The sequence below is a fragment of the Enterococcus pseudoavium NBRC 100491 genome (genome assembly GCF_001544295.1).
Classification (GTDB): Bacteria; Bacillota; Bacilli; order Lactobacillales; family Enterococcaceae; genus Enterococcus_A; species Enterococcus_A pseudoavium.
Window position 1 is genome coordinate 18,474 of the sequence record NZ_BCQF01000020.1, and the last position, 24,469, is coordinate 42,942.

Annotated in this window: 16 protein-coding genes; 13 read left to right on the forward strand and 3 right to left on the reverse strand. The window is 40.5% G+C overall.

The window, feature by feature from the left end; translation table 11 throughout:
• Nucleotide 1: 1 nt before the first annotated feature.
• Nucleotides 2–2,164 carry an amino acid ABC transporter substrate-binding protein/permease gene (locus tag EP1_RS09780; protein ID WP_067626917.1) on the reverse strand — a complete coding sequence of 721 codons (2,163 nt, stop codon included), beginning with the start codon at nucleotides 2,162–2,164 and terminating at the stop codon, nucleotides 2–4.
• 244 nt (nucleotides 2,165–2,408) lie between these two features.
• On the opposite strand from EP1_RS09780, the gene uvrB reads away from it, so the two are divergent.
• From uvrB to whiA, 7 genes are all read left to right on the forward strand, one after another.
• Entirely contained in the window at nucleotides 2,409–4,400 is a 1,992-nt protein-coding gene (gene uvrB, locus EP1_RS09785; RefSeq protein WP_067626919.1) for an excinuclease ABC subunit UvrB, read from the forward strand.
• 193 nt (nucleotides 4,401–4,593) lie between these two features.
• On the forward strand, nucleotides 4,594–7,416 hold the full coding sequence (uvrA, locus tag EP1_RS09790; RefSeq protein WP_067626921.1) for an excinuclease ABC subunit UvrA: 2,823 nt from the start codon (nucleotides 4,594–4,596) through the stop codon (nucleotides 7,414–7,416).
• Between the two features lie 101 nt (nucleotides 7,417–7,517).
• Nucleotides 7,518–8,774 carry a carboxylate--amine ligase gene (locus EP1_RS09795; RefSeq protein WP_067626924.1) on the forward strand — a complete coding sequence of 419 codons (1,257 nt, stop codon included), beginning with the start codon at nucleotides 7,518–7,520 and terminating at the stop codon, nucleotides 8,772–8,774.
• Between the two features lie 2 nt (nucleotides 8,775–8,776).
• Complete coding sequence (locus tag EP1_RS09800) at nucleotides 8,777–9,490, forward strand: amino acid racemase (protein ID WP_067626926.1); 714 nt, start codon at nucleotides 8,777–8,779, stop codon at nucleotides 9,488–9,490.
• Nucleotides 9,491–9,837: 347 nt separating this feature from the next.
• Nucleotides 9,838–10,725, forward strand: a complete 888-nt coding sequence (gene rapZ, locus EP1_RS09805) for an RNase adapter RapZ (protein ID WP_067626928.1) — start codon at nucleotides 9,838–9,840, stop codon at nucleotides 10,723–10,725.
• Nucleotides 10,722–11,720 carry a gluconeogenesis factor YvcK family protein gene (locus EP1_RS09810; protein WP_067626931.1) on the forward strand — a complete coding sequence of 333 codons (999 nt, stop codon included), beginning with the start codon at nucleotides 10,722–10,724 and terminating at the stop codon, nucleotides 11,718–11,720. The genes rapZ and EP1_RS09810 overlap by 4 nt, the downstream gene beginning before the upstream one ends.
• Nucleotides 11,721–11,812: 92 nt before the next feature.
• The gene (whiA, locus tag EP1_RS09815; RefSeq protein WP_067626933.1) at nucleotides 11,813–12,748 is read left to right on the forward strand and encodes a DNA-binding protein WhiA; all 936 of its coding nucleotides are present in this window, start codon (nucleotides 11,813–11,815) and stop codon (nucleotides 12,746–12,748) included.
• A gap of 18 nt (nucleotides 12,749–12,766) precedes the next feature.
• Here whiA and EP1_RS09820 read toward each other — a convergent pair whose 3' ends face one another.
• The gene (locus tag EP1_RS09820; protein WP_067626935.1) at nucleotides 12,767–13,282 is read right to left on the reverse strand and encodes a thioredoxin domain-containing protein; all 516 of its coding nucleotides are present in this window, start codon (nucleotides 13,280–13,282) and stop codon (nucleotides 12,767–12,769) included.
• Between the two features lie 269 nt (nucleotides 13,283–13,551).
• Between EP1_RS09820 and nifJ the strand changes: the two genes are divergently transcribed.
• The 4 genes from nifJ to glmM all read left to right on the forward strand — a co-directional run bounded on the left by nifJ (nucleotide 13,552) and on the right by glmM (nucleotide 20,757).
• Nucleotides 13,552–17,214, forward strand: coding sequence for a pyruvate:ferredoxin (flavodoxin) oxidoreductase (nifJ, locus tag EP1_RS09825; protein WP_067626938.1), 3,663 nt, complete (start codon nucleotides 13,552–13,554; stop codon nucleotides 17,212–17,214).
• Between the two features lie 172 nt (nucleotides 17,215–17,386).
• Nucleotides 17,387–18,271: a diadenylate cyclase CdaA gene (cdaA, locus tag EP1_RS09830; RefSeq protein WP_067626940.1), complete on the forward strand. Its 885-nt coding sequence runs from the start codon at nucleotides 17,387–17,389 to the stop codon at nucleotides 18,269–18,271.
• Nucleotides 18,268–19,371, forward strand: a complete 1,104-nt coding sequence (locus EP1_RS09835; RefSeq protein WP_067626942.1) for a CdaR family protein — start codon at nucleotides 18,268–18,270, stop codon at nucleotides 19,369–19,371. Before cdaA ends, EP1_RS09835 begins: the two co-directional genes overlap by 4 nt.
• Nucleotides 19,372–19,401: 30 nt before the next feature.
• Nucleotides 19,402–20,757: a phosphoglucosamine mutase gene (glmM, locus tag EP1_RS09840; protein ID WP_067626944.1), complete on the forward strand. Its 1,356-nt coding sequence runs from the start codon at nucleotides 19,402–19,404 to the stop codon at nucleotides 20,755–20,757.
• Between the two features lie 82 nt (nucleotides 20,758–20,839).
• On the opposite strand, the gene glmS is transcribed toward glmM, so the two are convergent.
• Entirely contained in the window at nucleotides 20,840–22,648 is a 1,809-nt protein-coding gene (gene glmS, locus EP1_RS09845) for a glutamine--fructose-6-phosphate transaminase (isomerizing) (protein WP_067626947.1), read from the reverse strand.
• A gap of 476 nt (nucleotides 22,649–23,124) precedes the next feature.
• On the opposite strand from glmS, the gene EP1_RS09850 reads away from it, so the two are divergent.
• Nucleotides 23,125–23,412, forward strand: coding sequence for a hypothetical protein (locus tag EP1_RS09850; protein ID WP_067626949.1), 288 nt, complete (start codon nucleotides 23,125–23,127; stop codon nucleotides 23,410–23,412).
• Between the two features lie 20 nt (nucleotides 23,413–23,432).
• Nucleotides 23,433–24,467 (forward strand): signal peptide peptidase SppA, encoded by a 1,035-nt coding sequence (gene sppA, locus EP1_RS09855; protein WP_067626951.1) that lies wholly within the window; start codon nucleotides 23,433–23,435, stop codon nucleotides 24,465–24,467.
• Nucleotides 24,468–24,469 lie beyond the last annotated feature (2 nt).

Below are 24,469 nucleotides of genomic sequence, written 5' to 3' on the forward strand. Positions count from 1 at the left end.
TCTATTTCACCTTCTTATCTAAACGGTTTGCTAATTTGGTTAAGATCGTAATCAAGACTAAATACATAATCGCAATGATTAAGTACACGTAAGAACTTTGGGTTGTCCGAGCCACGATGATCTTCCCGGTTTGCAATAACTCAACCACGCCGATCGCAGAAATGATCGTTGTATCTTTCAAACTGATAACGAATTGGTTAATGAAAGAAGGAATCATGATCTTGATAGCTTGCGGTAGAATGATTTTTTGCATCGTTCGGTTATAGGAGAGTCCCAAACTGCGGGAAGCTTCCATTTGACCAACGGGCACGGCATTGATCCCACCACGAACAATCTCAGCAATGTAGGCACTCGCATTCAAAGTCAATGTTATGATTCCGGCGGCAAAATCGGGAATCTTAATCCCGGTAATCCCTGGTAATCCAAAGAAGATGAAGAAAGCTAGAACCATCATCGGAATCCCGCGAATAATATCGATGTAGATCCCAGCCAGGGTACGTAATCCGCGGACTGGTGAGACCCGGAAGAGGCCGAAAATAACCCCTAATACTAAGGCTAATGCGAATGAGACTAACGCTAACACGATCGTTTTCCATAATCCGTCTAATAATGATTTATAGTTGTTTTTCAATAAACCAGTAATAGTGGACTCGTCAACGGCATCTTTTTTATCTTCTTGCCCGTCCCCAATATATTTATCGAGAATCTGATCGTATTCGCCTGTTCGTTTTAACTCTTTCAATCCTTCAGTAAACATTTCACGTAGTTCAGGGTTTTGGCCTTTTTTGACAGCAAAACCATATTCGCCGCCAACTTCTCGTTTAATCGGTGTCTTTAAGTCTTGACCTTGTTTCACTGCGTAACCGATAACTGGATAATCATCCATCATTGCATCGATTGAACCAACTTTTAGTGCGTCGTACAATTGATCAGCAGCATCAAAGTTTTTGATGGTATAACCGTACTCATTTTTGTGGGCTTCTAAGAAATCAGCGCTTTCCGTTCCTACTTTGGCGCCCACTGTTTTATCTTTCAAATCTTTATAAGACTTGATATCCTGATCATCTTTGGCAACGGCTAACTGAATTCCGCTTTGGAAATAGGGATCTGAAAAATCATAATTAGCTTTGCGCTCGTCTGTAATCGTCATGCCGGCAATCATCCCGTCAGCCTGTCCCGATTCTAAGGCTTGCATCGCAGAAGAGAAACCAATAAATTTCGTTTCCAATTTAAAACCTTGCAATTCGGCTGCTCGATTTAATAAATCAACATCGATTCCTTTGTATTCACCATCACTGTCTTTGTACTCAAAAGGGGCAAAAGCGGAATCGCTAGCAATTACGTAGACGTCCTTTTTAGGTTCGATTTTTTTCATTTCTTCTGAAGGAGCCGCTGTGTTTGAACCAGTTGAAATGTATTTGTTGACAATTTTATCGTAAGAACCATCTTTCTTTAAATCTTTTAGTCCTTGATTGAATTTTTTCAGTAATTCTTTGTTTTCACCTTTTTTTACTGCAAAGCCGTATGAGCTACCAGCTTCAGGATCACCAACTAATTTGAAGGGTTGACCGTTGGTTACCGCATAGCCTATGACTGGATAGTCATCAAAAATCGCCACAGAATTTCCGTTAGTCAAAGCATTATACAGTGCATCGGCTGCTTCGTATAGCTTAATTTCGTAGCCATATTTTTCTTTATTTTTTTCTAAGAAGGTTGCACTTTCTGTTCCGATTTTTGCAGAAACAGTTTTACCTTTGAGATCCTCGTAATCTTTGATGTCCTTGTTATCATTTTTGACTGCCATTTGAATCCCGCTGTCAAAATAAGGCTCAGAAAAATCAAAGGTTTTCTTGCGTTCGTCAGTGATGCTCATACCAGCGATCATGCCATCCAATTGATCGGACTGCACCCCTTGAATTGAACTGTCGAAGCCTAATGGTCGCAAATCTACTTTAAAGTTTTGATCTTTGGCGATCTGATTGAGCAGATCTACGTCGATCCCAATATATTCGCCATCTGAATCCTGAAACTCGAAAGGAGCAAAAGTTAAGTCCGTTCCGATTTTATATGTTTTCTCCGCGGCATTTGTCTTAGTAGCAAACCCTAGTGTGAAGAGACTTGCCATTAGAAAAACAACAAAGGGAATTAATTTGTTTTTTCTCATAATATTCCTCCTAATTACTTATCATTTGTTTATTATATGTTAGTTTAAGGATAAAACACAAGGGGCTTCATTGTCCAATATAAAAAAAGCTAGAAACTCTTAACAGATAATGTAAGAAAATGTGACATACGCTTCTTTAGAATCTTTTAAAGTGAAGAACTAAAAATGGCGAAAATATGTTCGGTATGCTATAATTTTTAGGTAGAAAAGTTACGTTTATTTAATTGAAAAGGGGGATTTTTGTGTGATTGAAAGAGTAACAGATAATCTGTTTGACCTTCATTCAAAATATCAGCCTGCTGGCGACCAGCCTAAGGCCATTGCGCAATTAACCGAAGGGGTCGTCGATGGAAAAAAAGCTCAAATACTTTTAGGGGCAACGGGTACGGGGAAAACCTACACGATTTCTAATGTTATTAAGGAAGTGAACAAACCCACCTTGATCATCGCCCATAACAAAACGTTAGCGGGACAATTATACGGTGAGTTTAAAGAATTCTTTCCTAACAATGCGGTAGAGTATTTTGTCAGCTACTATGATTATTACCAACCGGAGGCTTATGTTCCTTCCAGTGATACGTATATCGAGAAAGACTCCAGTATCAATGACGAAATCGATAAACTTCGTCATTCGGCTACCAGCTCTCTCTTGGAAAGAAATGATGTGATTGTGGTTGCCTCTGTTTCGTGTATTTTTGGTTTAGGTTCGCCCAAAGAATATATGGAACAGGTGGTTTCTTTGCGAGTTGGGATGGAAATGGATCGCAATCAATTATTACGGAGTTTGATTGATATCCAGTTTGAACGAAATGATATCGATTTTCAACGTGGTCGTTTTCGTGTGCGGGGGGATGTTGTTGAGATCTTTCCAGCATCACGAGATGAACGAGCGTTGCGAGTGGAATTCTTTGGTGATGAAATTGAGCGGATTCGGGAAGTCGATGCTTTGACGGGGGAAATTACGGGTGAAACTGAGCACGTAGCGATTTTCCCGGCGACGCACTTTTTAACCAACGAAGATCATATGGAAGTCGCTATCAGTAATATTCAAAAGGAACTTGCGGATCGTTTAGAAAGCTTGCGTAGTGAAAATAAATTGTTAGAGGCCCAACGTTTGGAACAACGGACCAATTATGACATCGAGATGCTGCGGGAAATGGGATACACCTCAGGGATCGAAAACTATTCGCGCCACATGGATGGCAGAAAAGAAGGGGAACCACCTTATACTTTGATGGATTTCTTTCCAGATGATTTCTTGCTAGTTATTGATGAGTCCCATGTAACGATGCCACAAGTCCGGGGAATGTACAATGGTGACCGGGCTCGCAAACAAATGTTAGTGGACTATGGTTTTCGTTTGCCTTCAGCGTTAGATAACCGTCCTTTACGGTTAGAAGAATTTGAAGAACGGGTCAATCAGATCGTCTACGTTTCAGCGACACCGGGACCTTACGAGCATGAGCAGACCGATACGGTGGTCGAACAGATCATTCGACCAACTGGTTTATTAGATCCAGTTGTTGAAGTGCGGCCAATTATGGGGCAAATCGATGATTTGGTCGGCGAAATCAATGAACGTTCAGAACGTAATGAACGGGTCTTTGTTACGACCTTGACGAAAAAGATGTCAGAAGATTTAACTGATTATTTCAAAGAGTTAGGGATCAAGGTCAAATACTTACACAGTGATATTAAAACATTGGAACGAACCGAAATCATTCGTGATTTGCGTTTAGGCAAGTTCGATGTTCTAGTTGGGATCAACTTGCTTCGTGAAGGGATCGATGTTCCGGAAGTTTCGTTAGTCGCCATTTTGGATGCTGATAAAGAAGGGTTCTTACGGAGTGAGCGTTCCTTGGTTCAAACAATTGGGCGGGCCGCGCGAAATTCTGAAGGGAAAGTTATCATGTATGCTGATAAGATCACCGACTCTATGCAACGAGCGATGGACGAGACTTCACGGCGACGCAGTACGCAACAGCAATACAATGAAGATCACGGGATTGAGCCTAAGACGATTATTAAGGAAATTCGTGATTTGATCTCGATCAGTAAAGTGGCCGAGGAGACGGGAACTTATGATACAACGTCCTTTGAAGAGTTGTCGAAAGCCGAGCGTAAAGAGTTGATTGCGAAACTAGAAGACGAAATGCGGGAAGCGGCTAAGACACTTGATTTTGAGACCGCCGCAACTTTGCGTGATACCATTTTAGAAATGAAAGCAGCAGAGTAGTTTAATAGGACACTTCCGGCTGGAAGTGTCCTATTAAAAGGTTGTATACTTATGATGATGCATAAATAGCAACTCTACTTTGCAGGAGTTGCTATTTCATAAAACTGATGCAACGTGCTTTTTGGCAGAAGAATAGATAAAAAAGAACTCACGTTTCCTTTTGGAAAATATTATACGAAATAGGAGAAATTACATGGCGAATGATAAGATTGTGATTCATGGAGCGCGAGCTCATAATTTGAAAAACGTGGACGTCACGATTCCTCGTGACAAAATGGTCGTGGTTACTGGTTTGTCAGGTTCCGGGAAAAGTTCGTTGGCTTTCGATACGCTTTATGCGGAAGGGCAACGTCGGTATGTGGAAAGCTTATCGGCTTATGCTCGGCAGTTTCTCGGACAAATGGATAAGCCGGATGTTGATAGCATCGATGGGTTGAGTCCGGCCATTTCGATTGATCAAAAGACGACAAGTAAGAATCCTCGTTCAACTGTAGGAACTGTTACAGAGATCAATGATTATTTGCGCTTGCTGTTTGCACGGGTTGGACATCCAATTTGTCCTAATGATCATATCGAGATTAGCTCGCAATCCGTAGAACAAATGGTCGACAAAGTACTGGAATTGCCGGAACGAACCAAGATTCAGATTTTGGCGCCAGTGGTAGCAAAGAAAAAGGGTCAGCATAAAAAAGTGTTTGAAATGATCCAGCGTGAAGGTTATGTCCGGATGCGGGTGGATGGTGAGTTATATGATGTGACTGAAGCACCGGAGTTAAGTAAAAGTAAAAAGCATGATATCGAAATCATCGTTGACCGGATCGTTGTAAAAGAAGGGATTCGCTCGCGACTGTTTGATTCGTTTGAAGCTGCGTTACGCTTAGCGGAAGGCTATGCGATCGTTGATGTGATTGGTGAAAAAGAAATGCTCTTTAGTGAGCATTATGCTTGTCCATATTGCGGTTTCACTGTAGGGGAGCTAGAACCGCGTCTCTTTTCATTTAACGCTCCTTTTGGTGCCTGTCATGATTGTGATGGCTTGGGAATCAAATTGGAAGTTGATTTAGACTTGGTAATCCCGGATCAAAGCAAGACGTTACGGGAAGGCGCCTTGGTGCCTTGGAATCCGATTAGTTCGCAGTATTATCCGCAAATGTTGGAACAAGCGTGTCTGAGTTTTGGGATTGATATGGATACACCGTTTGAAGAATTGCCTAAAGAACATCAGGAAATTGTTTTGAATGGTTCAAATGGTGAAAATTTCCATTTCCACTATGAAAATGACTTTGGTGGCGTGCGTGACGTAGAAGTCCCCTTTGAAGGAATCATCAACAATATCAATCGACGCTACGCAGAAACCAATAGCGATTTTACGCGCGATCAAATGCGCTTATACATGACTGAGCTGACTTGCCAAACTTGTCATGGGTATCGGTTGAATCCGCAAGCTTTATCGGTTCAAATCAATGGCGAAAATATTGGTGACGTCAGTGAAACATCGATTAATGGAACTTTAGAATTTTTTGAAGCAGTCGCTTTAAGTGAACAAGAAAAAATGATCGCTAAACCGATTTTAAAAGAAATCAAAGATCGATTGACGTTCTTGCGGAATGTGGGGTTAGACTATTTGACGCTTAGCCGTGCGGCCGGTACTTTATCTGGTGGGGAAGCGCAACGAATTCGTTTAGCCACTCAAATTGGGTCAAATTTATCTGGTGTGCTATATATTTTGGACGAACCATCAATCGGTCTGCATCAACGAGACAACGACCGTTTGATTGATTCATTGAAGAAAATGCGCGATTTAGGGAATACCTTGATTGTTGTCGAACACGATGAAGATACGATGCGAGCAGCGGATTATTTGATTGATGTGGGGCCTGGTGCGGGAGACCAAGGTGGTCAGATCGTTGCGGCTGGCACCCCAGAAGAAGTGGAGAAAAATCCAAATTCCTTAACCGGTCAATACCTATCTGGAAAACGTGAGATTGCGGTTCCTAAAGAACGGCGCAAAGGAAACGGCAAAAAGATCAAAGTAACAGGGGCAGCAGAAAATAATTTAAAAAATATTGATGTTGAATTTCCTTTAGGTAAATTTGTCGCAGTGACTGGTGTTTCCGGTTCTGGAAAATCAACCTTAGTTAACCAAATTTTGAAAAAAGCGTTGGCTCAGAAGTTGAATCGAAATTCCAACAAGCCAGGGAAATTCAAAAAAATCACCGGATATAATACGATCGAAAAATTAGTCGATATCGATCAAAGTCCGATTGGTCGTACACCGCGAAGCAATCCAGCGACTTATACAAGTGTCTTTGATGATATTCGTGATTTGTTTGCCCAAACAAATGAAGCAAAGATTCGTGGCTATAAAAAAGGGCGTTTCAGTTTCAACGTCAAAGGGGGACGTTGTGAAGCCTGTCGTGGCGATGGAATCATCAAAATCGAGATGCATTTCTTACCAGATGTTTATGTGCCTTGTGAGGTATGTCATGGGAAACGGTACAATTCAGAAACATTGGAAGTCCATTATAAAGGTAAGAACATTGCTGATATTTTAGAGATGACCGTCGAAGATGCCGTGGAATTCTTTAAACACATTCCTAAAATTCATCGCAAACTACAAACAATCGTTGATGTTGGGTTGGGCTATGTCACGATGGGGCAACCAGCGACAACCTTGTCTGGCGGTGAAGCCCAACGGATGAAACTTGCCAGCGAGTTGCATAAAAATTCTAATGGTAAGAACTTTTATATTTTAGATGAGCCAACAACCGGGTTACACACGGATGATATCGCGCGCTTATTAAAAGTTTTAGAACGCTTTGTCGATGCAGGCAATACCGTTTTAGTCATCGAACATAATTTGGATGTTATTAAGTCAGCTGACTATGTGATCGACCTAGGACCAGAAGGTGGCGATGGTGGCGGAACGATTTTAGCCACTGGGACACCAGAAGAAATTGCAGAAGTCCCCGAGAGTTATACCGGACATTATTTGAAACGTGTTCTCAAAAAATAAATAACTGCGAAAGCTTGATGCAAGTAAAGGATTCTCCTTTGCTTGCATTTTTCTTTATGGTATGATTATCAAGGATTTAGAATGAGAAGGTGTAGAAAATTATGACTAAAAAACAAAAATTTGTACCGATTCTATTAGGAAGCGACATTAATGTTTATGGAATGGCCCGTTCCTTCCATGAAGCATATGGCATCGTTTCTGAGGCTTACGCTGGTTTACAGTTGGCCCCAACAAAATATAGTAAAATTGTCAATGTTCATGTTGTACCAGGTTTTGATAAAGATCCTGTGTTCATGGAGCAAATGCGTAAATTAGCTGCAACTACCTACAATGATCCTGAAACTAAATATTTGGTTATTGCCTGTGGTGATGGCTATGCTGAATTGGTTTCCCAGCATAAAGAAGAGTTATCACAATGGTTTATTTGTCCTTATATTGAGTTTGAGCTATTACAGCGTTTGATTAGTAAAGTGAGCTTCTATGAAATTTGCGAAAAATATGAATTGCCGTATCCTAATACTTTTATTATCCGGGAAGATCTGTTAGAGGCTGGTAAATTAAAACAAGATTTACCTTTTGAGTTTCCAGTGGCACTCAAACCTGCGAATAGTGTGGAATGGTTATCGATCGATTTTGAAGGTCGTAAAAAGGCCTTTATTTTAGATACACGAGATGAATTTGACACAATCATCGAACGAATCTATCAAGCGGGTTATACAAGTGAGATGATTGCTCAGGATTTCATTCCGGGTGATGACAGTAATATGCGGGTCTTAAATGCCTATGTCGATCAAAACCATCAAGTTCGAATGATGTGTCTAGGGCATCCGCTCTTAGAAGATCCTTCACCGGAGGCAGTCGGCAACTATGTCGCAATTTTACCAGAGTATAACGAAAAAATTTATCAAACCATCAAAAGCTTTTTAGAAAGAATCAATTATACTGGTTTTGCCAACTTTGATATGAAATATGATCCTCGTGATGGCGAATACAAATTATTTGAGATTAATTTACGTCAAGGTCGCAGCAGTTTCTTTGTCACTTTAAATGGCTTTAATCTAGCACAATATGTCACAGAAGATCGTGTTTTTGATAAGCCCTTCACTGAAACAGTTTATGGTAAAGCGGAGCCAGCAACGTCCATGTTATGGATGGGTGTGCCTAAGAGTGTTTTCGAAAAATTTGCACGGAACAATGATGACAAGCAAAAAGCTTTAGATTTGATTAAAAAGAATCAATGGGGGACCACGGTCTTTTACAAAAAAGATATGTCCTTGATGCGCTGGATCTTAATGAAATATATGTTTAGTAAATATAAAGGACGATTTGATCTATTCTTTAAAGAGAAAGAAGGATAAGGATGGAAAATTTCTTTAGTATTCTTGGCGGGATGGGGACGATGGCGACAGAAAGTTTTATTCGAATCTTGAATAAACGGACGCAGGCCCACAATGACCAAGAATATTTGAACTATGTGATGTTCAATCATGCCACAGTTCCTGACCGAACGGCCTATATCTTAGACCATGAAGCAGATAATCCCTTGCCTTTTCTATTAGACGATATTGAGAAGCAAAACTTATTGCAACCGGATTTTATCGTGTTGACCTGTAATACAGCACATTACTTTTTTGAGCAACTTCAGGCGGCAACGAAGATTCCGCTTTTGCATATGCCGCGAGAGGCGGTCAATGAAGTCACACGCCACCATCAAGTGGGGGAGAAAATCGCTGTTTTGGCAACGGAAGGTACGATGACTGCGAAGGTCTATCAAAAGGCATTGCAAGCAAAAGGTTTTGATGTCTTGCTTCCTGATCAAGCATTGCAGGAGAAGGTAAATTATTTAATTTATCATGAAGTAAAAGAAAATGATTTTATTAATAGTGAGCTGTATTTAGAAATTCTTTCAGACGTCTTTGAAAAATATGGCTGTCAAAATGCGATTTTAGGGTGTACAGAGTTGTCTTTAGTGCATGAGTTGACCCCAGCGGTTCCTTATCCAGTGATTGATGCTCAATCCATTCTGGCTGATCGTACGATTGAATTAGCATTGAAAAACAGATCTTCCAAATAGGGAGATCTTTTTTTGTCTACTCTAGTCGCTATTTTTAACACACGTCAGGACATGACATAAATGATTAAACGTTAGAAAAAGCTAAAGAATGATAAATAAGTAGTAAAGACACGCCAGGAGTGTTATAATTTTTGCGAAGGCAAAAGATTTTGCCTTTTTTTAGCGTGAAGTATCGATTTGATTAAGTGGTATAAATATTTTTGTCAAAAAAATATTTGTAGCTCTAGCTTAAATCAGAAGAGCGTTGTGTTTAAAGAAACCAACCAAGTAACTAAGAATAAGGTATACGATTTAAAATAAGAATCATTGAAAATGATTTTCCTAATTATGAGAAAGGAGTGACACACATGACTGAGAGTTTACGTTTAGTTGTCATTACCGGAATGAGTGGTGCAGGAAAGACGGTTGCCATTCAAAGTTTTGAAGATATGGGGTATTTTTGTGTAGATAATATGCCACCTGGGCTAATTCCTAAATTTTGGGAGTTGATTCGCGAATCAGGTAAAGTAACAAAGATTGCTTTGGTCGTCGATTTGCGTTCGCGGTCATTTTTTGAAGATATTCAAAAAATGCTGCTTGAAATTGAGAACACAGGTTTCATTGATACCAGTATTTTATTTTTAGATTGTTCAGACGAGGAATTGGTTTCTCGCTATAAAGAAACACGCCGGGCTCATCCCCTTGCAATGGATGGGATGATTACGGAAGGGATTCGTAAGGAACGAGCGATTTTAGATGATCTAAAAAATCGTGCCACTCTGATGATTGATACGACAGATTTGACCCCGCGTCAATTAAGAGAAAAAATCAATCAATCCTTTAAACAAAAAGATGATGTTGGTTTTCATGTAGAAGTGGTATCTTTTGGTTTTAAATATGGCTTGCCAATTGATGCGGATATCGTGATGGATGTGCGATTCTTGCCTAATCCTCATTATATTCCAGAATTACGCCCACAAACGGGTTTAGATAAACCGGTCTATGATTATGTCATGTCGTTTCCCGAAACAGAAAGCTTTTATACCAACTTTGTCCGTTTGTTGATGGATATTTTACCGGGCTATATAAAAGAAGGGAAAAGTTCACTTACCGTGGCCATTGGCTGTACGGGTGGGCAGCATCGCTCCGTCGCATTGACTGAACGAGTTGGCAAAGCGCTTAAAGCCTCTGACTACAAAGTAAATATTACCCACCGTGACAAGGACAAACGCAAAGAGACGGTGAATCGCTCATGAAAATGAAAACTTATCGGATCCGCAAACCTAAAATCGTTGTGATTGGCGGGGGAACGGGTCTGCCAGTTATCTTAAAAAGTTTGCGTAATCAAAGTGCTGATATTACGGCAGTTGTGACTGTCGCAGATGATGGTGGTAGTAGTGGTGAACTACGGGATTCCATTGATATGGCACCACCAGGCGATTTAAGAAATGTGTTGGCGGCTTTATCCGATATGCCAAAGTTGTATGAAGATCTCTTTCAATATCGCTTTCATAAAGACGATAAATTTTTGGCTAATCATACAATTGGCAACATTTTAATCGCGGCTTTGTCAGAAATGCGCAACAGTACCTATGAAGCAATTCAACTGTTGTCCAAGATGTTACACGTGGAGGGCCACATTTATCCATCTTCGGAAACACCGCTTGTTTTACATGCTGATTTTACGGATGGAACTAGTGCCGTTGGCGAATCTAAAATTGCTTTGGATCGTAAAACGATTGAAAAAGTTTATGTTACCGAAAAAAATGGCGATACCGCCGTCCATGCTGCCCGCAAAGTAGTCAGCGCGATTCAGGAAGCCGATATGGTGGTCTTGGGACCGGGTTCGTTGTTTACGAGTATTTTGCCGAATCTCGTAATTGAAGAGTTAGGCGAAGCGGTTCGGACGACTCCTGCTGAAGTGGTTTATATTTGTAACATTATGACGCAAAAGGGTGAAACTGAACACTTTAGTGATGCAGACCATATTCGCGTGCTACATAAACATTTAGCTAGTAAATTTATCGATACGGTCTTGGTTAATACTGAAAAAATCCCTGAAGGCTATATGGACCCTGAAGTTTATGATGAATATTTAGTTCAAGTCACCCATGATTTTAACGGTTTACGGGAAGAAGGCTGTCGTGTCGTGTCCACCGATTTCTTGAAACTAAGAGACGGCGGGGTCTTCCACGATGGCGATAAAGTGGTGGATGAATTGTTCCGAATTGTATTTGGAGCTAAAATTTAAAAAAATATCCTATGTCGTTTTAACATAGAGTCAGGAGAATGGATTTTTCATTTTGAAAAATTCATTCTTTCGTATGAAGAGGAGGGCTCGTCATGTCTTTTGCAGCAGAAGTAAAAAAAGAATTAACGGGTCTGACAGTCCAAAAGAATCTTGCGCAAGCTGAGCTCGCTGCTTTGATCCGAATGAACGGTTCGCTTAGTTTGAGTAATCATCAATTTGTTTTAAATGTCCAGACAGAAAATGCGGCGATTGCTCGCCGGATTTTTACGTTACTAAAAGAACATTATGGTGTGCGCAGTGAATTATTGGTGCGTCGGAAAATGAAATTAAAAAAGAATAATGTCTACATCGTTAGGCTGAAACAAGAAACCCAGAAAATTTTGCTTGATTTAGATATTATGGATGGGTTGATGTTCCAAGCTCATATCTCTAATGAAATTAAAAAATCAGATGAGCAGACACGGGCTTATTTACGAGGAGCCTTTTTAGCATCGGGTTCAGTTAATAATCCGGAAACTAGTCGCTATCATTTGGAGATTTCATCGATTTATGAAGAACACAATCAAGATATTTGCGATTTATTGAATCAATTCGAGCTTAATGCGCGAACGTTGGAACGGCGCAATGGGTTTATCACCTATTTAAAAGGGGCCGAGAAAATTGCTGATTTTTTAACGTTGATTGGTGCAACGAATTCGATGTTAAAATTTGAAGATGTACGAATCGTCCGTGATATGCGTAATTCTGTCAATCGTTTAGTGAATTGTGAGACCGCCAATATGAATAAAACGATCGATGCGGCTTCAAAACAAATTGAAAATATTCATTTTATTGAGGCGACCGTCGGACTGCAGTCTCTACCGGAAAAATTACAAGAAATTGCCGAGTTAAGAATTCAAAATCCGGAAATCAGCTTGAAAGAACTCGGGGAGATGATTCCATCCGGTGCGATTTCTAAATCAGGGATTAACCATCGCATTCGGAAAATTAATGATTTTGCTGAGAATTTACGAAAAAAGACCGTTTGATTTCAAACGGTCTTTCGTTTACTCTGCAATATAGTTTTTTAATGTCACTTCATCAATCGATTCATCAAAAATATGGTCACCTAAAATAATGGTAGGTACAAATTGGATGTTGGCTTGTTCGGCTTCGTTGCGAATTTCTCGACGTAAACTTTCGTTGTCTTGTTGGCTGAAGTGTAACGTCTTTTCAGCGTATTGAGCAACAGCTTCTAATTCTAGATCTTTCCAAGTTTCCTGAGTTGCAAAAGCCTGCTGAATTTGAATTAAGGCCTTTTTAGGATCGTCACTGATATATTCGTGCATAACATTTCCTCGCTGTAAGCTGACCTTGTCTTTATCCAACAATTTAATGATTCGTTGAAGTTGTCCTTGAGCGACTGCTTGATTCAAAGTATCATTTGTTTCTTCAAACCATTGCTTGCAATAAGGACAGCGTAAATTGATAAATTCAACGATCCGCTTGGAAGCAGTATTAGATCCGATTTTAATGCCATTGAAGTCGTTGACTAGAGCTGGGTTGATCACCGTAATATCCATGAGAAAACACGTCCTTTCATTTATTAGTGTACAAGAGTTTCAAAAGAAAACAAACTTTTTTCTTTCAGAGAGTATAAGAAGTCCGATGCTTTGTTTAAAATTATTACAGATTAGTTTATAATAAAAGCGTTATACTAAAGAAGATAGACATGCGCAGCCGTTTTTTTAGTTTTAAGTAGCATAAAAACCGAAATCCGCTCGGAAGATCGACGGAGGTAGGTTGGGGTTCGGCTGTTAAGCAAATGTGACGATAAATAAGGAGGAGAAATATGCGTAAGACGAAAACAATGGACGGAAATACAGCTGCGGCTTATATTTCGTACGCCTTTACTGAATTAGCAGCGATCTTTCCGATCACTCCTAGTTCTACAATGGCTGAGCTAGTTGATCAATGGGCTTCGCAAGGCAAGAAAAATATCTTTGGTCAGCCGGTCTCCATCACGGAAATGCAATCGGAAGCCGGAGCTGCCGGCGTTGTTCATGGGGCTTTGAAAACGGGCGCTTTAACGACTACTTATACAGCATCTCAGGGATTATTATTGATGATTCCTAATATGTATAAGATTGCTGGGGAATTATTGCCAGGCGTCTTTCATGTGGCAAGTCGGGCAATTACCACAAATGCACTGAATATTTTTGGTGATCATGGCGATGTGATGGCCGCTCGTCAAACCGGTTTTGCGATGCTTCAGGAAAGCAGTGTTCAAGAAGTGATGGATTTATCAGCGGTGGCGCATTTAGCTGCTATTGAGGGTAGTCTGCCTTTCATGAACTTTTTTGATGGCTTTCGAACAAGTCACGAGATTCAAAAAGTCGAAGTATTGGATTATGAAGAGTTAGCTCCTTTAATCAACCAGGAAAAATTAAAAGCTTTCCGTAAACGCAGTATGAATCCGAATCATCCAACGATTAGCGGAACAAATCAAAATCCTGATATTCATTTTCAACAACGAGAAACCATCAACCAGTATTACGATGAATTGCCAGCAATCGTTCAAAAGTATATGGGAGAAATTAATCAATTACGCGGAACAAACTACGATCTAGTCAATTATTACGGTGCAGAGGACGCCGAAGAAGTGATTGTAGCGATGGGTTCAGTCGCTCCGACGATTGAACAAACCGTCGATTATTTGAATGCGAATGGTCGTAAGGTCGGCTTTTTGAATATTCATTTGTATCGTCCGTTCCCAACAGAAAACTTTTTAGAAAAACTACCAAGTACTGTCAAAGGGATTGCTGTTTTAGATCGTTCGAAAGAACCTGGTGCCGATGGAGAACCGTTATTGTTAGACGTTCAAGGTGTGATGTATGAAGCAGCTGTTCGTCCGAAAATTATTGGTGGTCGTTTTGGGTTAGGTTCAAAAGACGTTACCCCAGATCAAATCGTGGCGGTCTATGATGAACTGTTAAAAGATAAAAAAGCAGCCAAAAAACGGTTTACTATCGGGATCGTCGATGACGTGACGAATTTGTCCTTAGAGAAAAAAGCAACCCTTGATTTGACCAATCCTAAGACTTTCCAAGCAAAATTTTGGGGCTTTGGTTCAGACGGGACAGTCGGGGCTAATAAATCAGCAATCAAAATTATCGGTGACCATACCGATAAATATGCTCAAGGCTATTTTTATTATGATTCAAAAAAATCGGGTGGCTTAACTGTGTCTCATTTACGTTTTGGGGATACTCCGATTCGCTCGACGTATTTAGTTGAAAGTGCCGATTTTATTGCTTGTCATACACCAGCCTATATTCATACCTATGACTTGTTGAAAGGTTTGAAGCCAGGCGGGATTTTCTTAATGAATACCATGTGGAATGACGAGCAGCTGGATAAATTATTACCGGCCAAAATGAAACGCTACATTGCTGAAAACAAGATTAAATTTTATACGATCAATGCGGCAAAATTAGCGATGGAAGTTGGATTAGGTCAACGGATTAATACAGTGATGGAAACAGCTTTCTTTAGTTTGACGGGGATTATTCCGTTTGATGAAGTCTTGGATATTTTAAAAGAAGAGGCAGATAAAAGTTATCGTCGTAAATCTGTCGAAATTGTTGAGAAAAATATTGCTGCAATTGACCAAACGGTGGAATTATTGCATCACGTAAACGTTCCAGCAACTTGGCAAACAGTTGAGATTCCTGAAAAAATTCGGAAGACGCCGGTTTCCCAATATGTGGAACAAATTCTTGAGCCAGTCAACTCAATGCAAGGCAATGATTTGACGGTCAACGACTTAGTTGCTAATGGGATGACTGATGGAACGATGCCAACTGGCACGGCAAAATTTGAAAAACGGGGTGTCGCATTAGAGGTTCCTCACTGGATCAGTGAACGCTGTACGATGTGTAATGAATGTTCCTTTGTCTGTCCTCATGCAGCGATTCGTCCATTTTTAGCAGATGATGAGGAATTGGAAGAAGCACCTGAAGGTTATATCGTTCGGGAAATGCGCGGAGTAGACGGCTTGAAATACCGCATCCAAGTTTCAGTAGAAGATTGTACGGGTTGTGGCTTGTGTGTTGAGGCTTGTCCAGCAAAAGGGAAAGCTTTAGTGATGAAGCCTTACGAAGAAGAAAAGGAACAAGCCATCAATTGGGCCTTTTCAATGACCTTAAAACAAAAAGCCAACCCAGCCAAAACCAATTCAGTGATCGGTTCGCAGTTTAATAAACCATTGCTTGAATTTTCTGGCGCTTGCTCGGGCTGTGGCGAAACCCCTTATGTCAAATTGATGACGCAAATGTTTGGTGATCGAATGATGATCGCCAATGCGACTGGCTGTTCGTCAATTTGGGGTGCAGCGGCACCAGTAAGTCCTTATACAACAAATGAACAAGGACAAGGTCCGGCTTGGTCGAATTCACTTTTTGAAGATAACGCTGAGTTTGGTTACGGGATGTTCCTAGCGAATCAAACGCGTCGTAAAGAGTTGGCAGATAAAATGAATGATGTGTTGAATCAAGTATCTGACGAATTGCGTGAGTTGATGGAAGACTGGATGGACCATATGTTCGAATCCGAAGGGACGCATCAACGGGCGACAAAATTAACTGCAGCGCTTGAGGCAGAAGGGTTAACAGATCCTAAACTCGCTGACATTTATGAAAATCGTGACTTGTTTGTGAAGACAAGTCAATGGATGTTTGGTGGCGATGGCTGGGCTTATGATATCGGTTATGGCGGTATCGACCATATTTTAGCCAGCGGAGCAGATGTTAATATTTTAGTTATGGATAATGAAGTGTATTCTAATACTGGTGGTCAAACCTCGAAGGCTACTCCGGCTGCAGCTATTGCAAAATTCTCGGCTGGCGGAAAGTATCAATCGAAGAAAGATTTAGGCATGATGGCGATGACTTATGGTAATGTTTACGTCGCGCAGATTGCTTCAGGTGCCAATCAAATGCAAACTATAAAAGCATTAGAAGAAGCGGAAAAATTCCCTGGACCTTCTTTGATTATTGCCTATACTCCATGCATCAACCATGGTTTACGAGGTGGTATGAGTCAAACACTGCGTGAAGCAAAAGAAGCCGTTGAATCTGGCTACTGGTCATTGTATCGTTATAATCCAGCTCAAAGAGAAAAAGGAAAAAATCCAATGACTTTGGATTATAAGAAGCCAAACTTTAATGAGATGATTGGTTTTATGAAACAACAAACCCGTTTTTCTGCTTTGGAAAGAATTCAACCAGATGATGCACAACGCTTATACCAAAAAACGGTCAATGACGCTGAAACCCGTTTTTATAACTACGCCCGGTTAGCTGGTCAGGAAGAAAAAATCCGAGCAAAATTAACCGGTGCTGATCCAGCTGAAGTGAAAACTGCTAAGCCAAAGCGTGAACGGCAAGCAGATCCAGAGGCTGAAGCACGGCGAGCAGCCCGTCGCGCCGCGCGAGCTGAAAAACGCAATAAGTAATAACGGAATTTGCGTTCCATCAACCTATTAGCAATTTATTTAGCAGGTTGCGGAATAAAATGAAATAAAAAAGAAGAGTCTTGGCTTGCTGAGGCTCTTCTTAAATTTTATGTCAGACCTGTACCATTGTGGTATAATTGTAGAGAATTTTGGATAGAAAGAGAGGTAATCTATGCCTAATCGTCTAATTGAATTATTCAAACCGGAATATTGGCTTAGCTTTTTTTCTGAGAATCTTTCAACCTGGGATATTATTGTCAACTTGTTAGATATATTCGTTGTCTGGTTTTTGATTTATCGATTGTTTGAATTGGTTCGTGGAACAAAAGCGGTTCAACTACTTAAAGGTGTGGCCGTTTTCATTGGGATTAGAATTCTTGCTGAATTGATTGGCTTGCACACGCTATCGTGGTTAATGAACCAAATCATTACTTATGGTGTGATCGCAGCAATCATTATTTTCCAACCAGAGGTTCGCCGTGGCTTGGAACATTTGGGTCGCAGTTCATTCTTTAAAGCAACCAAAAAAGAAGAACGTGAAGACGAACGAATGATCTTAGCATTTGACAAAGCGATTCAGTACATGTCAAAAAGGAAAATCGGTGCTCTAGTAACGATCCAGCGTTTCACTGGTTTAGAAGAATACATTGAAACAGGAATTGATTTGGATGCGGACATCACCGGAGAGCTGTTGATCAATATTTTTATTCCGAATACACCGTTACATGATGGTGCCGTAATTGTTAAAAACGGGAAGATCGCAGTTGCTTCTGCTTATCTACCATTGTCAGACAGTATGTTGATTCCGAAAGAATTCGGTACTCGCCATCGAGCGGCAGTAGGAATCAGTGAAGTAAGCGATGCGCTGACCTTTATTGTTTCAGAAGAAACAGGCGGTGTAAGTATCACGCTGAATAATGATTTTCTACATGATCTGTCACAAGAAGAGTACTTGGCTGTGATGCGTCGAGAGTTATTACCAGATGAGAAAAAAGCTGGGAAAAAGAGTCTCTTGCAAACTTTTTTTGAAGGTTTGACTAAAGGAGGCCAAAAATGAGGATTAAATTTAAGAAAAGTAATTTGCCATACATGCTGATTTCTTTGCTATTTAGTTTAATTCTATTTTTCAACGTAAATAGTCAAAATTTCAGCCGATTGGTTTCTTCTGATACGAGTTACGAAGAAGTAATTCAAAATGTACCAATCAATGTTGTCTATGACTCTGATGAATATTTTGTTCATGGTTTTTCATCAAATGTCTCGGTTAAACTGAGTGGAGCCAATCGAATTCAGCTGAATCGGGAAATTGATCCGGATACACGAAATTTTAGCGTTGTAGCTGATTTGACAAATTTATCCAGTGGAACGCATGAAGTGCGCTTAAAAACCAAAAATCTAGCTAGCTCACTTTTTGCAACAATCGAACCGGATAAAGTTTCAATAACTATGGAAAAAAAAGTTAAAAAAGAATTTGAGGTTTCACCGATTTTAAGTAGTGCAACCAGCAGTAATGGGTTGAAGATTGGAGAAATGTCTGCTAAGCCAGGAAAAGTTGAGATCACAACTGGAGAAGATACGATGAAGGAAATCGATCGTGTCGTTGCATCCGTGGATATCAGTAAACTAAAAGCGGACCAAGAAAGTATTTTAGCACCTGTCCAGGCTCTGAATGCCAATGGTGAAGCATTACCGATTCAGTCGGATCCACAAAATGTGACGGTTAATTTTGAAATTCAAACCCCAAGCAAGGAAGTTGCACTTTATCCGATTCAAGAAGGTGAATTGCCTGAAGCGGTGGAGAGTGTCAAAATTGACTTGAACCGTTCTAAAGCAACAATTACTGGCGGACAGTCAGTGCTTGATCAAATAGATAGCATCGGTATCCCAGTGGATGTGAGCCAAATCCAGGGAACGGTAAAAAAACTGATCGATGTGCCTGTCTCGGGAGAATATCAAGTTAATCCTAAAACGGTGAGTGCGCAAGTAACACCGATATTTAAGAAATCACAAGAGTCACAAACAAATAGTACAAACAACGTTAGCTCGTCAACGACTGAGGACACTGGAAATTCAAGTGAAACTACAAAAGCCTCCGAAACAGAAACAAGTCAAACAACAGAGACTGTTGAAGAGTCCTCAGTCCAATCAACGAACTAGCTGAAGAGATGAAGAAGGGAATTATAATTAATGGGTAAATATTTTGGAACAGATGGCGTACGCGGAATCGCAAACAAGGAGCTAACACCGGAACTAGCTTTTAAATTGGGCCGTTGTGGCGGCTATGTCTTGAGTCAGCATCATGAAAGTGCTGAGCGTCCAAGAGTTTTAGTGGGGCGTGATACTCGAATTTCGGGTGAATTATTGGAAACAGCGTTGATCTCAGGTCTATTATCTGTAGGAATCGAAGTGTTTCAATTAGGTGTTATCTCAACTCCTGGAGTGGCCTATTTAACGAGATTACAAAAAGCTTCAGCGGGTGTGATGATTTCCGCTTCTCACAATCCAGCGGAAGACAACGGAATCAAGTTTTTCGGTGGCGACGGGTTTAAATTGGTAGACGAACAAGAAGCTGAAATCGAAGCGTTACTGGATGCAGAAGAAGATACGCTCCCTCGTCCATCAGCGGAAGGTTTAGGAACATTGGATGAATTCCATGAAGGATTATTGAAATACTCACAATTCCTTGTTCAAACGATTTCCGGTGATCTATCGGGCTTAACAGTCTGTGTCGATGCGGCAAATGGAGCAACTTCAACGAGTGTCAATCGTCTATTTGCTGATTTAGAGACCGATTTTTATACTATGGGAACATCACCGAACGGCTTAAATATCAATGCTGGGGTAGGATCAACTCATCCAGAAGCATTGGCAGAAATGGTCGTTGAAAAGGGTGCTGATGTGGGTCTAGCCTTTGATGGGGATGGCGATCGTGTCATCGCTGTGGATGAGTTAGGAAATATCATTGATGGCGATCGGATTATGTTTATTTGTGCTAAGTATTTAGCAGAACGTAAACGATTGAAAAAAGACACAGTAGTTACTACTGTTATGAGTAATTTGGGATTCCATAAAGCAATTGAAGAAATTGGCTTGAAGGATGTCATTACGCAAGTCGGTGACCGTTATGTCGTTGAGGAAATGCGCAAAAATGATTACAATCTTGGCGGTGAGCAATCAGGGCATGTATTGTTCTTAGATTACAATACGACTGGTGACGGTATGCTGACGGGAGTTCAATTGTTGAACATTATGAAGCAAACAGGTAAAAAACTTTCTGAACTGGCGGGAGAAGTAACTATTTACCCGCAAAAATTAGTTAATATTCGTGTTAGTGATAAATATGGTGCGATGGACGTTCCGGCAATCAAGCAAGCAATTGAAGAAGCCGAAGCTGAAATGAATGGCGATGGTCGGATTCTAGTTCGTCCTTCAGGGACTGAACCTTTGCTACGTGTGATGGCAGAAGCTGCAACAGATGAAAAAGTAAATTACTACGTTGATAAGATCGCTTCGGTTGTACGTGCCGAAATCGGTTTAGATTAATTTAAAAAAGCTCGGTCTGAAAAGACCGAGCTTTTTTAGCGGAAAGATCTAAAAAAGGGTTGAGCATGCTCAACCCTTTTATTTATTCTACAGTAACTGATTTTGCTAAGTTACGTGGCTTATCAACATCATAACCCCGTAACAAGGTAGCGTAGTAGGCGATCAATTGTCCAGGAATAACGGAAACTAACGGACGTAAGAATTGATGAACGACTGGTAAGATAATTTGGTCGCCCTCTTTACTTAGTTCTTCTGAGGCAATCACTAGTGTATGCGCTCCGCGGCTTTCTACTTCACGAAGGTTACCGCGCGTATGAGGAGCGGTAACTGCTTCAGTGATGATTCCGATGACTGGAGTTCCTTCTTCAACTAAAGCGATTGTTCCGTGTTTTAATTCACCCGCGGCAAAGCCTTCAGCTTGGATATACGAGATTTCTTTTAATTTTAAAGCGACTTCCATTGAAACGTAGTAGTCTTCAGAACGTCCGATATAAAAGGCGTTGCGCGTTGTTGCTAAATAATCGGCTGCAATTTCTTCAATCATGGCTTTTTCTGCAATCATAACATCCATTGCATTAGCAGCAATTCCTAATTCTTTTGTTAAATCGAATTCTTTGGCTGCTGCAATATTCTTAGCTTCGCCAACAGCTTTAGCCAAAACAGTTAAAGCGGCAATTTGAGCCGTATAGGCTTTGGTTGAGGCAACCGCGATTTCAGGACCTGCATGTAGCAACATTGTATAGCTGGCTTCCCGAGATAATGTCGAACCAGCTACGTTGGTCACTGTAAGAGCAGGGTGACCTAATTCGTTCGTCTTGACTAATACTTGACGACTGTCGGCAGTTTCACCACTCTGCGTTAAATAAATGAAGAAAGGTTTTTCTGAAAGTAAAGGCATGTTGTAGCCGAATTCGCTAGACAAATGAATCTCAACCGGAATTCCGGCTAGTCCTTCAATGATTTGTTTGCTGGCCCAACCAGCGTTATTGCTAGTACCGCAAGCCACGATGTAAATCCGATCACTGTTCAATAAACTTTGTAACAACTCATCTTCAATCACAACGGTTCCTGTTTCATCGGTGTATTCACTGATGATCCGACGCATTGTAGCGGGTTGTTCATCAATTTCTTTTAACATATAGTAAGGGTAAGTACCTTTTTCCATATCTGAAAGGTCGATTTTTGCTTCGTAAGGGGCACGTTGAATTTCATTGCCGGCTGGATCTTCGATTTCAATGTGGTCTTTAGTCACGATGACCATTTCTCCGTCATTGATTTCAACGAATTGATTCGTTTGCTGTAACATGGCTAAGGCATCACTACAGATGACGTTAAAGCCGTCGCCTAAACCGATTAGTAATGGACTTTTGTTTTTTCCAACGTAGATGGTTTCCCGATCATTTTTATCGATTAAGCCAAAAGCGTAAGAGCCGCGGATTTCTTTTAATGCTTTTTTGAAGGCAGCTTTTGTTGAAAGTCCTTGATTTGCAAAATATTCGATTAAATGAACAGCGATCTCTGTATCGGTCTCTCCGTAAAAAGTATCATCAGCTAAATATTGTTGTTTTAGTTCATCATAGTTTTCGATAACGCCGTTGTGAACTAAGACAAAGCGTTGACTTTGTGACGTATGGGGATGCGCATTTTCTTCGCTTGGTTCGCCGTGAGTGGCCCAACGCGTATGGCCAATCCCGATCGTTCCTTGAACTTCTTCACCAATCTTAGCGGCTAAGTCTTTAATTCGGCCTTGCGATTTAACTAAATACTCTTGCTTTTCATCGGCTACAAAGATACCAGCGGAGTCATACCCGCGATATTCTAATTTTTCTAAGCCGTTTACTAAAACTTCTGTTGCTTTTGGATTTCCTACGATTCCTACAATTCCACACATAATGTCTTTCCTACTTTCCTATTAGTGTCATTACATGTTTCCGAGCTGTCTGACTATTTTTTTGTTCTTTTATCAAGTTTTTGTAATAGTCTGTAGAGCACAGCCGCCCTGAAGTCACCCGCCGAATTACTCGATCAACTTCTTCCTCGTCACCTTTGAAAAAGGTCTGGCGCTATCTTATTGGTACATTTAAGATTTTTTTGTTTTATTATCGGAAACAATGATTAATATAATATAAAGATTGCTCCGAGTCAAATCTTTTTTTATTTTTATAAAATTGGTATATATGTAATTTGTGGAAGGAGAAAGCTGAGTTCAATCAATCTCTGCAATTCATTTAAGAATAAGGTAAAATGGTGAGGTACGTTTCTATAGTGTTTAAAAACGTTAGATTTTTATTATGTGAGAAAGCGTTGCTGAGTTAATAGTTAAATTCTGGTGACGGGCTTCACAAAAATAATTGAGGGGGAAATAAAATGAATCAACCAGAAAATCTTACCATTGGAGAGTTGCGGAAATTTTTGACGCAGCTTACTGATAATCCGGAAATCACGGACGATACAAAAATCTTTTTGGATACTGGCTGGGACAGCATTCAAGAAATCAATCCTGATGCATTGAGTATCGAGGAGGCCCAAGCCTTTGAGATAGAAGATCCTTTGACGCATGAACTTTTCGGTGGCTATTCGCTATTAGAAAAAGCCGAAAAGATGCAGGGAGCAGGACCAATTGAAAAAGTTTTGATTATTCGTAATTTATACTAAAAAGAAGTAGGAGGAAGCGAATGAATAAAAGACGTTGGGTTGCGGTGGGAATCGCGGTAGTATTGCTACTATTTTCTGTTCTTTCATCGATGATCAGCCGCAATAATGAGAATGAAAACAAGCAAGAGCTGAGTCAAGTCAATGAATTATTATATGGCAGTGATGAACCGCAAGAAAAAATTGAAACAAATGGTTCGAGTGATAAAAAGATTGTAAAATTGAGTGTCGAAGGGACAATTGTCGATGACGGCACAAGCGGGTTATTTTCAACGGGCGGCTATAATCATGCATCATTCATGAAACAACTAGCTAAGATCAAAAAAGATAGCCAAGTCAAAGGGATTTTATTGGAAATTAATTCTCCAGGTGGTTCAGTCTATGAGACGGCGGAAATTACTCGTGCTCTAAAAGATTTACAAAAAGAGCAGAAAATTCCGATATACGCTTCGCTGGAGAACCAAGCTGCAAGCGGTGGCTACTATATTGCTGCGAATTCCGACAAAATTTTTGCTACCGAAGACACGATGACCGGTTCGATCGGAGTGATCATGTCGAGCATGAATTATTCTGGTTTAATGGAGAAATTGGGAATAACAGATACAACGATTAAGAGTGGAGCTTTAAAGGATATCGGTTCTAGCTCGCGACCACAAACAAAAGCAGATAAAGAAGTTTTACAAGCCTTTGTTGATAGTATGTATGGTCGATTTGTCAAAACGGTAGCGCAAGGTCGTAAGATGGATGAAACCAAAGTTCGTCAATTAGCAGATGGCCGAATCTATGATGGTGTTCAAGCAGTTGAAAATGGATTGGTGGACGAGTTGGGTTATCCCGATCAAGCATTGGCGGCGTTGAAAAAAGAGGCCGGATTAAAGGATGCTACGGTTGTTTCTTACACAGCTGGAGCAACTAATTTTATCAATACTTGGTTTGGTAATAGTTTAGCCGAATTGCAAGGAATCAAGCCTTCGCAAGAAGAGTTGGTTCGGAATATCGTGGAGAGCGTCGGAACCCCGCAAGCCCCTAAAGCGATGTATCTTTATGGAGGTGAGTAGCG